Genomic DNA, 13416 nt, shown 5'->3' with positions numbered 1-13416 from the left:
CGCGGGTCGCCGGCTAGCCGGCGTGCCCGGGGTCACGGGGCCGCCCGATGCGGACGGTCCTGCCGGTCACGGTCCAGCCCTCGCGGGCCATCCGGCCGACGGTCTCGACGAGCAGGCCCCGCTCGACGGCCTTGATGCGCTCGTGCAGCGTGTGCTCGTCGTCGCCGTCGTAGACGCGCACGGCCTCCTGGGCGATGATCGGCCCGGTGTCGACCCCGGCGTCGGCGAGCATCACGGTGCAGCCGGTGACCCGCACGCCGTGGGCGAGCGCGTCGCGTACTCCGTGCGCCCCGGGGAAGGACGGCAGTAGAGCGGGATGGGTGTTGAGCACGGGGAAGGCGGACAGCGTGGGCTTGCCGAGGATCTTCATGAAGCCCGCGCAGACCACCAGATCGGGTTCGTACCCGGCGATCCTGTCCGCGATCGCCAGGTCCCACGCCTCGCGGGTCGGGTGGTCGGGGACGCGCTCGACGAAGGTGGGCACTCCGGCGCGTTCAGCGCGGTCCAGCCCTTCGATGCCGTCGCGATCGGCGCCCACCGCCACGATCCGCGCACCATAACCCTCATCTGCCACGGCGTCCAGCAAGGCCTGTAGGTTTGTTCCAGAGCCGGACACGAGAACCACAAGCCGAGCGGCCTGGGATGACACCGACGCACTCCATTCGAAGAGGGGACTCACGCCGCTGCAAGGGTATCGGCCTGGCCGCTCACGTGACGCAAGGAGGTCCTGCAGGTGACGACACCCGTCCAGCTACGGCCCGCGGAGGGCGCGGGACGACGGGCGCTGTGGATGGCGTTCGCGGCGATCGTGCTGACGCTCATGCTCCCCGTCGCGGGGCTGTTCATGGCGATCTTCGCGCTCGTCGTCTCGATCCGCGCCGTCCCCGCGCTCAAGTCCGCGGCCAAGCCCGTCACCACGGCCGTCGTGGGCATCGTCATCTCGTCGCTGGCACTCCTGGTCGCGATCGGGGTCACGGCGATGCAGTTCTACTTCAGCGACGAGCTGGCGGCCTACGCCGAGTGCAAGATCGGAGCCGGCACCGTCACGGCCCAGAACGAGTGCGTGGACCAGCTCGAGCGGGCCATGGAGAAGAGGTTCCCCTTCCTCCAGCCCGGCGAGCTGCAGTTCCCGTTCCCGCCCTGATCTGATCTGATCGCCGCGCCGCCGGCGCCGCCCGTCGTCCGGGCGGGGCCGGCGGTCAGCCATGGTCCCGGGCGCGGCGGTCAGTCGCGGTCCCAGGCGTAGGGGTCCAGATAGATCACATGGCCGCCCTTGTCGTCGGTCTCGTCGACGATGTCGCGCCGCGGCGGATGGGGCGGCTCGCGGTCCCGCAGCTTCGGCGGGCTCTGCTCCGCGGCCGAGGCGTGCTCGTCCTCCCAGTCGTCGCGGATGACCGGGATGGGCTGGGTGTCGCACTCGGTGGCGTCCAGCCAGTGGCCGGGCAGCACGTGGGGCTGGTCGGACTCGGCGAACCCGGCCTTGCTCGCCACCGATCCCGCGGCCTTGACGATCTTGGCGCCGGCCTTGCGGACCGGGGCCGTGGCCGTACCGACCTTGGCGGCGGCCCTGAGCACGGCGACGTTCTGTCCCCGGAAGATCAGCCACCAGTTGGCCAGCCCCGCCGAGATCCCGGCGGCGACGCCGACCTCCAGCGTCACCGAGAGCATGACCTCCCATCCCGCCGGGCCCATCGCGGCGAGCCTGGCGCCGCCCAGCGAGCCTCCGGACAGGGCCGCCAGCAGCCCGGCCACCAGTCCGGTCGTCACCCCGCAGACGAACCCCCACAACGGCGCGCCCTCGTAGGAGGGCGAGGGGGCGACCCGGACGAGCAGGACGCCGCCCACCGCCCCGGCCGCGAACGGGACCGCGATCACCGCCATCACCCAGGGCGAGGTGGACCCGGCCTCCGGCAGCGCGCCCAGGACGGGCAGGCTGGGCACGCCGCCCAGCTGCACGCCGGTCGGGGCGATCAGCGTGCCGGTGCCCACGGCGAAGCCCGGCCCCGCGATGTAGGACATCCCCCAGATGAAGGTGTTGAGCAGATAGAGCCCCTGCACCAGCAGGAGCAGGGCGCCGCCGACGATCCCCGGCGACAGGACCTCGGTCAGCTGCCTGATCTGGCCGAAGTTCACCACGATGGAGCCGAGGACCAGCAGGGCGCCGGCCGCCAGCATGATCCCTGTCGCGGCGGCCGTACCGACCACGACCGAGCGCACCCGCTCGGGCAGCAGGCGCAGCATCGCCCGCCACGGCCCGATCGCCCTGACGGTGGCCAGCGCGCCGGCGAGGAAGGCCAGCGCCAGGTGGCTGACCAGCACGTCACCGAGGAACGGCTGGGTGATCTCGTTGCGGGCGACCAGCGCGATCCCCCCGGCCAGCAGGGCGTACGGCGCCGCCAGCGAGACGCCCGCCTGCGCGATCAGGACGAGCTGGGCCCTGCGCCGGGCGTTGGCCTCGTCCTTTGGGCTGTTCTTGGGCAGCCGGGCGGGCATCCGCAGCCGCAGGTCCGCGTCGCGGGCCATCCAGATCCCGGCCCGGTAGAGCAGGAAGGCCGGCAGGACCATGAGCCCGAGCGGGATGAGCCCCACCGACCCGCCGGGGATCGCGAACCCCGCGTGGTGCGCCGCCAGCCACAGCTGCGCCGCCGTACGGAACACCCCGGACAGCCCGGGACCGACCGCCCCGCGGGGCGCGGCGATCCAGCCGATCAGGGTGAGCGTGGTGAGCACCGCCAGTCCGACGCCGAGCGTCCAGACCGCGGCGAGCATCCCGGAGACGGGAAGCGGGCGGCGGACGTCGTCGTCACCCGTGACGCCGGGCAGGGGGATGCGGCTGAGAACGGTTCGGGGAGCCGTCCGGAGCTGGTCGAGAAAGGCCGTCACAATAGTCGATGGTCTCAGGATCTTGGATGCGGACGTGCTCTCATCGAACCCGCGTGTCGCGTGTCCCGTACCGGAAAGGCCGTGATACCGCCCGCGGACGGACACGGACGACGCCCGGAACGCCCGCTCGACGCCCGGAACGCCCGTTCGGAACACGCGGAAGGCACCCCGCGGAGCACGCGGAAGGCGCGAAAGGCACCCGCCGGAACACGCGAAGGGCACCCGGCGGAACACCGGGCGCCCTTCTCACGACCTCAGCGGGACTTCATGATCTCGCGCATGAGGCGGGCGGTCTCGCTGGGCGTCTTGCCCACCCGCACCCCGACCTTCTCCAGCGCTTCCTTCTTGGCCTGCGCGGTACCGGCCGAGCCGGACACGATCGCGCCCGCGTGCCCCATGGTCTTGCCCTCCGGCGCGGTGAACCCGGCCACATAGGCCACCACCGGCTTGCTCACATGCTGCTCGATATAGGCCGCGGCCCGCTCCTCGGCATCCCCGCCGATCTCACCGATCATCACGATCGCATCGGTGTCCGGGTCATCCTGGAAGGCGGCCAGCGCATCGATGTGCGTGGTCCCGATCACCGGGTCGCCGCCGATGCCCACCGCGGTGGAAAACCCGAAGTCACGCAGCTCATACATCAGCTGGTAGGTCAGCGTGCCCGACTTCGACACCAGCCCGATGCGGCCGGCGGTGGTGATGTCGGCCGGGATGATGCCGGCGTTGGAGGCGCCCGGCGAGGCGATGCCCGGGCAGTTGGGCCCGATGATGCGCGTCTTGTTCCCCTTGGCCACCGCGTAGGCCCAGAACTCGGTGGTGTCGTGCACCGGCACGCCCTCGGTGATCACCACGCACAGCGGGATCTCCGCGTCGATTGCTTCTTTGACCGCGTCCTTGGTGAAGGCCGGCGGCACGAACACCACCGAGACGTCGGCGCCGGTCTCGCGCATGGCCTCGGCCACGGTGCCGAAGACCGGCAGGCCCTCGTGCACGGTGCCGGCCTTGCGGGCGTTGACGCCGCCGACGACCTTGGCGCCGGAGGCCAGCATGCGCCGGGTGTGCTTGGTGCCCTCCCCGCCGGTCATGCCCTGAACAATGATCTTGCTGTTCTCGGTCAGCCAGATAGCCATTACGCACCTACCGCAGCGAGCTCGGCGGCACGCTTGGCCGCGTCGTCCATCGTGTCGACCAGCTCGACGCCGGGAAGCTTGGCGTCGGCCAGGATCTGCCGCCCGAGGAGGGCGTTGTTGCCGTCCAGCCGGACGACGAGCGGGCGGGTGACCGACTCGCCGCGGCTCTCCAGGAGCTGGAAGGCGGAGACGATGCCGTTGGCCACCGCGTCGCAGGCGGTGATGCCGCCGAAGACGTTGACGAAGATCGACTTGACGGAGGGGTCGGAGATGATGATCTCCAGACCGGCCGCCATCACCTCGGCCGAGGCGCCGCCGCCGATGTCGAGGAAGTTGGCGGGCTTGGGCTGGCCGGGGAAGGCCTCGCCCGCGTAGGCGACGACGTCGAGGGTGGACATGACCAGGCCCGCGCCGTTGCCGATGATCCCGACGTTGCCGTCGAGCTTGACGTAGTTGAGGTCCTTGGCCTTGGCCGCGGCCTCCAGCGGGTCCTCGGCGGCCTTGTCGGCGTAGGCCTCGTGCTCGGGCTGGCGGAAGGCGGCGTTGTCGTCGAGGGTGACCTTGCCGTCGAGGGCCTTCACCTGGCCGTCGGCGGACAGGATCATCGGGTTGACCTCGACCAGGGTGGCGTCCTCGTCGACGAAGGCGGCCCAGAGCTTCTCGATGAGCTCGGCGGCGCCGTCCAGCGAGCGCTCCGGCAGGCCGCCGGCCACGGCGATCTCGCGGGCCTTCGCGCGGTCCACACCCTCGATCGGGGAGACCGGGACCTTCGCGACCTTCTCCGGCGTGCTGTGCGCGACCTCTTCGATGTCCATGCCGCCCGCGGCGGAGCAGATCGCGAGGAAGGTGCGGTTGGCGCGGTCGAGCAGGAAGGAGAAGTAGTACTCCTCCTCGATGTTGCTCGCCTCCTCGATCAGGACCTTGTGGACCGTGTGGCCCTTGATGTCCATCCCGAGGATGTCGGTGGCCTTGCGCTCGGCGTCGGCGGCGTCGTCGGCGACCTTCACACCGCCCGCCTTGCCGCGGCCACCGGTCTTGACCTGGGCCTTGACGACGACACGGCCGGTCAGCTCCTCGGCTGCCGCTCGTGCCTCCTCCACGGTGTGCGCGACGATGCCGCGCGGCACCGGGATGCCGTACTCCGCGAAGAGCTCCTTCGCCTGATGTTCGAACAGGTCCACGAGGGTCCGTCCTTGCTTGTCCGGCTTGTGTACAGATGTCGGCGGGCCGGCTCCACGGCCTGGGCGGGAGCCTGGCGATTTTCGCGCCAATGAAGCCTAGCCGCCCTGGCGGCCCGGGGAGGCCACCGGGGCCGGGTCACGCTCAGACGCGGGCGGGAACGGCGCTGCGCACCCACTCGACGATCTCCTGGGTGGTGGCTCCGGGCGTGAAGACGCGGGCGACGCCCATCCGCTCCAGCTCCGGCATGTCGTCCTCCGGGATGATCCCCCCGCCGAACACCACGATGTCGCTCGCGTCCTGCTCCTTCAGCAGCTCGATCACCTTCGCGAAGAGCGTCATGTGCGCCCCCGAAAGGATCGACAGGCCGATCGCGGCGGCGTCCTCCTGGATGGCGGTGCGCACGATCTGCTCGGGCGTCTGGTGCAGGCCGGTATAGACGACCTCCATTCCGGCGTCCCGCAGCGCCCTCGCCACGATCTTCACCCCACGGTCGTGCCCGTCCAGCCCGGGCTTGGCGATGACGACGCGGATTCTCGACACGGCATCCATCTACAGACCTCCTCGTCTGCGCCACATTCACGGCATTGCGGCTGCCCGCAGCGTAACCGGCCCGGGGCCGCCGGTCCGCACCGCTCGGTACGGTTCCCGCCGCGACCCCCGCCATCCGAGATCCGATATGAATCGTGCCGGGCCCGCCGGATCACCCCCATCGGCGCATCACACTCTCCGATATTCCGCTGTCAGATCCGTTCGGGGAATCCGCCGGCCGATCCTTTCGTGAAGTCGGTGATGGGCCTCGCGAGAATGCCCGCGAGGTGTTTCATCTCCGCGTTTCAAAACCCCTCGTACGCCTCCGGCGTCATGACGCAGCCCTCCTCCGCCCGCCGTACCGGCTCACACACGCGCAAAGCAGGACACGGAGTTGTTGGCCCGCGGCGTAGTCGGCAGGGGCCGGGTCGCCTAGGTTGGCGGATCTTGACCCCTGCTGAGGGAGACGCTCCATGAGACGGTGGGCCACTCTGGTCGCGGCGGCGCTGGTCGGCTCGATGCTGCCGGTGGGGACGGCGCAGGCGGCGAAGGCGCCGCCGTCGCCGGTGACCGCGTTGAAACGGCACTTCGCCGAGCACGTGGGACTGCGCATCTCCGACGTCGGGCGGGTCTACAAGGACGGCAAGGCGGTCGTCACCATCTGGCGCAGGGGCAAGGTGGAGTTCGACGCCTCCGGGGTGTACGCCACGGACACCACGGGCCGGACGGAGGCGGGACGCGGGGCGATCAAGGAGTTCGAGAACCTGACCGGTCAGAACGTCGGGTCGACCCGGGTGATCTGCTTCCCGAACGAGGCCTATCTCTCCGGGCCGGGCTACGAGACGTGGCTGCCCGAGGGCAAGCACTGGCTGGGGCTGATCGGCCCGGCGAACATCAAGCAGACCGCGACGTTCCCGCAGATCGTCAACGTCTTCGAGCCCGCGACCCTGGGCACCCTGCTCTCCCACGCCGCGGTGAAGCGCAAGCTCGCCTCCGGCACCTACCTGCAGGGCGCGGTGAGCCTGCGCACGCTGTACAAGGTCTCCCCCTCGCTCCGCGACCGGCTCGCCGGGCCGCCCAAGGGCAAGAGCGCCAGGATCCCCGTCGGGTTCCGCCTCTGGCTCGACCGCTCGAACCTGGTCCGCCGCCTGACGACCACCTGGCGGCAGCCCGCCGGGAAGACGCCCACGACCACGGTCGCCGACACCCGCTACACCTCGTGGGGCTCGGACGTCACCCTCTCGCCCCCGCCCCCCGAGGACACCGCCGACGCCGGCCGGGTCGGCGGCGACTTCTCCCCGCCGCCCACCCTCCCGATCGGCTGACGCGCGCTTCCTTTTCCACAGCCGCTCTTGTTCTCCACAGTCGGCTGCTTTCTGCACGGTACACACACGATATATCCACAATTAATTCTCGATATCCCACCTCGCTTGAGACAAGATCGTGATCTTGTGCGGCCAGAATTCCCGGACCCCTCCCATTACGGGGCGGAGGGAACCCCAGGAGAATCCACGTGAAGCGTTTCGTCACCGGTCTGGCCGTCACCGCAGCGGCGGCCGCGGCTCTGACCGTTCCCACGGCCGCCGCCGCGCAGACCGCGCCCGACCCCCTCTCGGCGCTGAAGAAGCAGCTGGCCGCCGGCCGCGGTGTGAGCTACAGCGATGTCACCAAGGGCGAGGTGGACGGCCAGCGCGAGATCATCTCGCGCCGCAAGGGCACGCTCCAGTTCGGCCGTTCCGGCATCGCCGCCTCCGACCAGACCGGGAAGCTGAACTTCCCGGAGGTTGACGACGAGGAGGCCCCGGAGGGCCTGGCCGGGCTGAGCAAGCCCGAGCGGGTCATCACCGTCAAGAACGCCTCCTACATCTCCGGCGGCTTCTTCGGGGAGTTCCTGCCGGAGGACAAGACCTGGCTGCGCGTCCCCGAGCCCGCGCTGGGGCTCACCGGCATGCTCAGCCAGCCGGTCAACGCCGCCGAGCCGGCGACGCTCAGGGCGCTGCTGGCCCACGCGGCGGTCAAGCGCCCCGGCGCCTACTCCGGGAAGATCACCTTCGGTGAGCTGTACAAGGTCTCGCCCTGGCTCCGGGCGACGCTGATGGGCGGCAAGCCGTCCGCCAAGCAGGCCAAGGTCGTGATCAACTGGAAGCTGGCCCTGGGCGCGAACCGGCTGCCGGCCCGGCTGACCACCTCCTACGCCGGCGCGGGCCTCGGGGTGAAGGGCGACATGACCCTCACCTCCGACACCCGCTACAGCGGCTGGGGCGCCAAGGTCAGTGTCAAGGCGCCGCCCGCCGACCAGGTCGCCAGGCCCGGCGATCTCGACGAGGAAGTGGACACCGAGAACATCCCGATCCCGCTCGGTCGCTGAGCCGATCCCGTCCGGCGGCGGTCCCGGCGCTCCTCAGCTGCGAGGAGGCCGTCCGGGACCGCCGTCCGGCGGGTCCGCCCGGCCCTCGCCGGCTCCCTCTTCAGGTCAGAGCTTCTCCAGGGGGGCGTAGGCCAGTACCAGGGTCTTGGCTCCGCCGCTGCCGAAATCGATCTTCGCTTTGTCGCCGTCGCACGAGATGACCGTGCCCAGGCCGTACTGGTCGTGGGTGACGCGGTCGCCCGGCTTCAGGTTGGGGACGGCACGGCCGCCCTTCCTGGCGGCGGCCGTACGGGAGGGCTCGCGGCGGGCGGTGGCGGCGCTCCAGGCGTTCTTGCCCGGGTCGGTGCGCCAGTCGACCAGCTCGGTGGGGATCTCGCCGACGAACCGGGAGGCCGGGTTGAAGGACGGCGCCCCCCACGAGCTGCGGACCGCCGCCCGTGAGACGTAGAGGCGGCGCTCGGCCCGGGTGATGCCGACGTAGGCCAGGCGGCGCTCCTCCTCCAGCTCCTTCGGCTCGCCCATGGAGCGCATGTGCGGGAAGACGCCGTCCTCCATCCCGGTCAGGAAGACCACCGGGAACTCCAGGCCCTTGGCGGTGTGCAGGGTCATCAGCGTGACGACGCCCTGTCCCCCGTCACTCGTCGGGATCTGGTCGGCGTCGGCCACCAGCGAGACCTGCTCCAGGAACTCCACGAGCGTGCCCTCGGGGTTGGCCTCCTCGAACTCCGAGGCCACCGAGATCATCTCGTCCAGGTTCTCCAGACGGCTCTCGTCCTGGGGGTCTCCGGAGTTCTCCAGCTCGGCCCGGTAACCGGTGCCGACCAGGACCTCCTGGGCCAGCACCGACGGGGGCACGCCCTCGGCCTTGAGGATCAGGTCGTCCAGGAGCGCGACGAACTCCTTGATCGCGTTGACCGAGCGGGTGGCCATGCCGGGGGCCTCGTCCGCCCGGCGCAGCGCGTCGATGAACGGGATCCGCTCGCGGGCGGCGAACGCCTCGACCATCGCCTCGGCGCGGTCGCCGATGCCGCGCTTGGGCACGTTGAGGATCCGGCGCAGCGAGACCACATCGCCGGGGTTGGCCAGCACCCGCAGGTAGGCCAGCAGGTCGCGGACCTCCTTGCGCTCGTAGAAGCGCACGCCGCCCACGACCTTGTACGGCAGGCCGGTGCGGATGAAGGTCTCCTCGAAGACACGCGAGGCGGCGTTGGTGCGGTAGAAGACGGCCACCTGGCCGGGGACCACGCCCTCCTCGTCGGCGAGCCGGTCGACCTCCTGCGCCACGAACATGGCCTCGTCGTGCTCGTCGTCGGCGACGTAGCCCACGATCTTCGGACCGGCGCCCTGGTCGGACCAGAGGTTCTTGGGCTTGCGGCTCTCGTTGCGGGAGATCACCGCGTTGGCGGCCGACAGGATGGTCTGGGTGGAGCGGTAGTTCTGCTCCAGCAGGATCGTCCGGGCCTCGGGGTAGTCGCGTTCGAACTCCAGGATGTTGCGGATCGTCGCGCCGCGGAAGGCGTAGATCGACTGGTCGGCGTCACCCACCACGCACAGCTCCGCGGGGGCGATCCCCGCCGACCCCTCCCTGACCAGCTCGCCGTCGGCGGTGCGCAGCTCGGGGGTGCCCACGAGCTCGCGGATCAGGGTGTACTGCGCGTGGTTGGTGTCCTGGTACTCGTCGACGAGGACGTGCCGCCAGCGGCGGCGGTAGTGCTCGGCCACGTCGGGGAAGATCTGCAGCAGCGTGACCGTAAGCATGATCAGGTCGTCGAAGTCCATCGCGCCGGCCTCGGTCAGCCGCTGCTGGTAGGTGCGGTAGGCCTCGGCGAGCGTGCGCTCCATGTGCGTGGACGCCTGGTCCAGGGCGGTCTCGTAGTCGATCAGCTCGTTCTTGAAGTTGCTGACCTGCGCGGAGAAGGAGCGCGGCGGATAGCGCTTGGGGTCGAGGTCCATCTCGCGGCAGACCATCGCCATCAGACGCTGGGAGTCGGCCTGGTCGTAGATGGAGAACCCGGAGGGGAAGCCCAGCCGCCTGGCCTCGCGGCGCAGGATCCGCACGCACGCGCTGTGGAAGGTCATCACCCACATCGCCGCCGAGCGCGGACCGACGAGCTTCTCGACCCGCTCCTTCATCTCCTTGGCGGCCTTGTTGGTGAAGGTGATCGCCAGGATCTCCTGCGGGTGCGCGCCCCGCTCGGCCAGCAGGTAGGCCACCCGGTGGGTCAGCACCCGCGTCTTGCCCGAACCGGCGCCCGCGACGATGAGCAGCGGGCTGCCTTGGTGCACGACGGCCTCGCGCTGTTGCGGATTGAGTCCGTCGAGCAACGGATGGGTCATAGAAGCGGCTGGGATCGACACGTCCCCTAGGTTAAGGCGGTTCGCCGACAACCGTGCCCGGGTGAGGCGAAGGAATCGAACGGACTTTCCCGCGGTTGTGATCGATGGCCGGGAACGTGAAGATCGGAAGGACCCCGAATGCCGTCTGACAACGAGATCACCCGGGTGCTCGCGGTGACCGCGCACCCGGATGACGTCGACTTCGCCGCCGCGGGGACCATCGCGCAGTTCACCGACCGGGGCGTCGAGGTGACCTACTGCATCGTCACCGACGGCGACGCGGGCGGCTTCGACCGCGAGCTGGACAACGGCGGGATGGCCGGGCTCCGCCGCGCCGAGCAGACCGCCGCGGCCAAGGTCGTGGGGGTGCACGACCTGCGCTTCCTCGGCTACCGGGACGGGGTCGTGGAGCAGAGCCTGGATCTGCGGCGCGACATCACCCGGGTCATCCGCCAGGTCCGTCCCGACCTGGTGATCACCCACACCCCCGAGCGCAACTACGCGTTCATCGCCCCCAGCCACCCCGACCACCGCGCGGTCGGCGGCGCCGCCCTCGACGCCGTCTATCCCGACGCCCGCAACCCCTACGCCTTCCCCGACCTGCTGCTGGAGGAGGGACTGGAGGCGTGGACGGTCCCGGAGGTCTGGCTGAACGGCGGCGAGTCCCCCGACCACCACGTGGACGTCACCGACTCCTTCGACCGCAAGCTCGCCGCGCTGCGCGCGCACGCCAGCCAGGTCGGCCACCTCGAGGGCTTCGAGGACAACGTGCGCGCCCGTTTCTCCTTCCTGGCCAGGAACGCGGGCTTCGGCGACGGCCGCTACGTCGAGTCCTTCAAGCGGGTCCCCACTCCCTGAGGGATCGCCGGTCCCGCCTGACGCGGGGCGGCCGGGGCCGCGTCCGCGGGGTGGGGGATGCTCTTGTCCCGTGAGCACCATCGCCGTCTCCCCGGTCACCGCCGTCGTCGTGGCCCTGCTGTCCCTCGCGGGCGCCGCCGTCGCCGTGCTCGGCCGCCTCGGGCACGGCGGGGCCGTGCTGACCGCGTGCCTGCGCGCCGTCGTCCAGCTCGGCGCGGTCTCTCTGATCATCGTGTGGGCGGCCCAGCGGCCGCTCGCGTCGGCCGCCTTCATACTCGTCATGTACGGCGTGGCGAGCGTGACCGCGGGACGCAGGGTCATCGCGGGCCGGGCGGCCTGGTGGGCCGCCGTCCCCATCGGGGCGGGGAGCCTGCCGATCTTCCTGCTCCTGGCCGGGACCGGGACCGTCCCGCCGCAGGGCATCGCGCTGATCCCCGTCGCCGGCATCCTGCTGGGAGGGTGCCTGACGGCCACGGCGCTGGCGGGGCGCCGGGCGGCCGACGAGCTCCTCCAGCGGCGCGGCGAGGTGGAGGCGGCGCTCTCGCTGGGCTTCTCCGGCCGGGACGCGGCGCTGGAGATCTGCCGCCCGGCGGCGGCGCAGGCGCTGGTCCCCGCCCTCGACCAGACCAGGACCGTGGGCCTGGTCACGCTGCCGGGAGCCTTCGTGGGCATGCTGCTGGGCGGGGCCGACCCGATCCACGCGGGGGTGGTGCAGCTGGTCGTGCTGGTCGCGCTGCTGGCCGCCGAGGCGGTGGCCGTACTGGTCACGGTGGAGCTGGTGGCCCGCGGCCGCCTCACCGGGGAGGCGCCGCCCTCCTGAGGTCGCGACCCCCCGGAGGGGCGGGCCTCACGGGTCCTTCGGAGCGATCTTGGCGAAGAGATAGCCCAGCGAGTTGGTGGCGATGTGGAGCATCGAGGGCGCGACGAGGCCGTTGTGGCGGCGCAGCTCGCAGAACAGGATCCCGGCCAGCGCCGTGAAGACCACCGACCCGGCCACCACCCGCGCCACCTCCGCGGGCTCCATGGCCCGCTCTCCCGCCGGACGTTCACCCAGTTCTTCGGGCCGCTCGCCCAGTTCTTCCGGCCACTCCTCTATCTCCATCACATGGGCCAGCGCGGGGTTGGCCCTGCTCATGTCGATCGCGGGCAGGATGTGCCAGAGGCCGAACAGGGCCGAGGAGACGCCGGTGGCCGTGAGCGTCCCGTGGGAGCGGGCGAGCAGGCCGTACAGCACCCCGCGGAAGCCCACCTCCTCCAGCAGGACCGTGCCGAACGGCACCTGGACCAGGGCCTCCTCCAGCACGCGGGGCCACGACAGGGCCAGGGCGCGCTCGTCGCGGAAGAACCGGCGGGTGGCGGGGATCGCGATGCCCGCGCCGTACACGCCGGCGACGGCGGCGGCCAGCGCCCCGCCGACCTTCAGGCCGCGCGCGCCGTCCCGGAAGCCCAGCTCCGGCCAGGAGAGCCCGGACCCGCGGGCCATGGCGAGCATCGCCCCGGTCGCCGCGGCCGAGGTGGCCGGGGCCAGGCGGGGCGCGATCCGGTTGTTGAGCACGTTGGCCGCCACCATCACGCCCACCACGCCGGCGAGCGTCTTGGCGGAGGTGCCGGACGCGGGCGTGCCGGAAGCGGCCGTCGCCGCCGGCGAGGTCCGCGTGACCGCCGCAAGGAGGGCCGCCCCGCCGGGCGAGGTCCGCACGGCCGCCGCGAGGCGGGCCGCCCCCCTGGGCAGGGCCCGCACGGCCGCGGCGAGGCGGCTCATCCCGCCTCCCTGCGACGCCATCCGGCCGGGAAGCGCAGGCCGCGCCGCTCCTGCACGGTGAGGCCTCCCCAGATCCCCTCGGGCTCGCCCGCCCGCACGGCGTAGGCGCGGCAGTCGTCCATCACCGGGCAGCGGGCGCAGATCGCCTTCGCCCGCGACTCCTGCTCCGCCGACGGCGACAGCGGGAAGAACAGCTCCGGATCACTCCCCCGGCAGGCGCTCCGCGCGGCCCAGCCGATCTCGCGGACGTTCATCCGCATGAGACATCACCCCCTGGTGGATCACCGGCCATCAGCCTAGGCGGCCCCCGGACCTGCGACATCAGCCTTCCGGTGGATTCCGGGGTAACCACGGCGAGGTATCCGCGG

General features: G+C 71.4%; 13 protein-coding genes. 5 read left to right on the top strand and 8 right to left on the bottom strand.

The window, feature by feature from the left end; all coding sequences use genetic code 11:
• Positions 1–13 precede the first annotated feature (13 nt).
• Positions 14–649: a phosphoribosylglycinamide formyltransferase gene (gene purN, locus Psi01_RS00930; RefSeq protein WP_204061952.1), complete on the bottom strand. Its 636-nt coding sequence runs from the start codon at positions 647–649 to the stop codon at positions 14–16.
• Positions 650–733: 84 nt separating this feature from the next.
• On the opposite strand from purN, the gene Psi01_RS00925 reads away from it, so the two are divergent.
• A complete protein-coding gene (locus Psi01_RS00925) occupies positions 734–1144 on the top strand; it encodes a hypothetical protein (protein ID WP_204061951.1) in 411 nt (136 codons plus the stop codon).
• An 80-nt stretch (positions 1145–1224) separates the two neighbouring features.
• Here the strand turns inward: Psi01_RS00925 and Psi01_RS00920 are convergent, their stop codons facing one another.
• The 4 genes from Psi01_RS00920 to icmB form a co-directional block, all read right to left on the bottom strand.
• Positions 1225–2883: a cell division protein PerM gene (locus Psi01_RS00920; RefSeq protein ID WP_204061950.1), complete on the bottom strand. Its 1659-nt coding sequence runs from the start codon at positions 2881–2883 to the stop codon at positions 1225–1227.
• 254 nt (positions 2884–3137) lie between these two features.
• Positions 3138–4013: a succinate--CoA ligase subunit alpha gene (gene sucD, locus Psi01_RS00915; protein WP_204061949.1), complete on the bottom strand. Its 876-nt coding sequence runs from the start codon at positions 4011–4013 to the stop codon at positions 3138–3140.
• The gene (sucC, locus tag Psi01_RS00910) at positions 4013–5194 is read right to left on the bottom strand and encodes an ADP-forming succinate--CoA ligase subunit beta (protein ID WP_204061948.1); all 1182 of its coding nucleotides are present in this window, start codon (positions 5192–5194) and stop codon (positions 4013–4015) included. Before sucC ends, sucD begins: the two co-directional genes overlap by 1 nt.
• Positions 5195–5336: 142 nt before the next feature.
• Positions 5337–5744 (bottom strand): coenzyme B12-dependent isobutyryl CoA mutase small subunit, encoded by a 408-nt coding sequence (gene icmB / locus Psi01_RS00905; RefSeq protein ID WP_203877742.1) that lies wholly within the window; start codon positions 5742–5744, stop codon positions 5337–5339.
• 452 nt (positions 5745–6196) lie between these two features.
• On the opposite strand from icmB, the gene Psi01_RS00900 reads away from it, so the two are divergent.
• Entirely contained in the window at positions 6197–7048 is an 852-nt protein-coding gene (locus Psi01_RS00900) for a hypothetical protein (RefSeq protein WP_204061947.1), read from the top strand.
• 188 nt (positions 7049–7236) lie between these two features.
• Positions 7237–8091 carry a hypothetical protein gene (locus tag Psi01_RS00895; RefSeq protein WP_204061946.1) on the top strand — a complete coding sequence of 285 codons (855 nt, stop codon included), beginning with the start codon at positions 7237–7239 and terminating at the stop codon, positions 8089–8091.
• Positions 8092–8196: 105 nt separating this feature from the next.
• Here Psi01_RS00895 and pcrA read toward each other — a convergent pair whose 3' ends face one another.
• Positions 8197–10428 (bottom strand): DNA helicase PcrA, encoded by a 2232-nt coding sequence (gene pcrA / locus Psi01_RS00890; RefSeq protein WP_204061996.1) that lies wholly within the window; start codon positions 10426–10428, stop codon positions 8197–8199.
• Positions 10429–10566: 138 nt separating this feature from the next.
• Here pcrA and Psi01_RS00885 point away from each other — a divergent pair, with 138 nt between their 5' ends.
• Positions 10567–11286, top strand: coding sequence for a PIG-L deacetylase family protein (locus Psi01_RS00885; RefSeq protein WP_204061945.1), 720 nt, complete (start codon positions 10567–10569; stop codon positions 11284–11286).
• Between the two features lie 70 nt (positions 11287–11356).
• Positions 11357–12106, top strand: a complete 750-nt coding sequence (locus Psi01_RS00880; protein WP_204061944.1) for an ABC transporter permease — start codon at positions 11357–11359, stop codon at positions 12104–12106.
• A 27-nt stretch (positions 12107–12133) separates the two neighbouring features.
• Here Psi01_RS00880 and Psi01_RS00875 read toward each other — a convergent pair whose 3' ends face one another.
• Both Psi01_RS00875 and Psi01_RS00870 read right to left on the bottom strand, forming a co-directional pair.
• Positions 12134–13048 (bottom strand): CPBP family intramembrane glutamic endopeptidase, encoded by a 915-nt coding sequence (locus tag Psi01_RS00875; RefSeq protein ID WP_239126885.1) that lies wholly within the window; start codon positions 13046–13048, stop codon positions 12134–12136.
• Positions 13045–13308, bottom strand: coding sequence for a WhiB family transcriptional regulator (locus Psi01_RS00870; protein WP_204061943.1), 264 nt, complete (start codon positions 13306–13308; stop codon positions 13045–13047). Before Psi01_RS00870 ends, Psi01_RS00875 begins: the two co-directional genes overlap by 4 nt.
• Positions 13309–13416 lie beyond the last annotated feature (108 nt).

This window comes from Paraplanobispora siamensis, from assembly GCF_016863175.1.
Lineage (GTDB): Bacteria > Actinomycetota > Actinomycetes > Streptosporangiales > Streptosporangiaceae > Planobispora > Planobispora siamensis.
This window is presented reverse-complemented; position numbering and strand designations above follow the sequence as displayed.

Excerpts from the sequence above, each read along its gene's own strand:
- sucD (WP_204061949.1), bottom strand. The coding sequence starts at position 4,013 with ATGGCTATCTGGCTGACCGAGAACAGCAAGATCATTGTTCAGGGCATG.
- icmB (WP_203877742.1), bottom strand. The coding sequence starts at position 5,744 with ATGGATGCCGTGTCGAGAATCCGCGTCGTCATCGCCAAGCCCGGGCTG.
- Psi01_RS00900 (WP_204061947.1), top strand. The coding sequence starts at position 6,197 with ATGAGACGGTGGGCCACTCTGGTCGCGGCGGCGCTGGTCGGCTCGATG.
- pcrA (WP_204061996.1), bottom strand. The coding sequence starts at position 10,428 with ATGACCCATCCGTTGCTCGACGGACTCAATCCGCAACAGCGCGAGGCC.
- Psi01_RS00885 (WP_204061945.1), top strand. The coding sequence starts at position 10,567 with ATGCCGTCTGACAACGAGATCACCCGGGTGCTCGCGGTGACCGCGCAC.
- Psi01_RS00875 (WP_239126885.1), bottom strand. The coding sequence starts at position 13,048 with ATGAGCCGCCTCGCCGCGGCCGTGCGGGCCCTGCCCAGGGGGGCGGCC.
- Psi01_RS00870 (WP_204061943.1), bottom strand. The coding sequence starts at position 13,308 with ATGCGGATGAACGTCCGCGAGATCGGCTGGGCCGCGCGGAGCGCCTGC.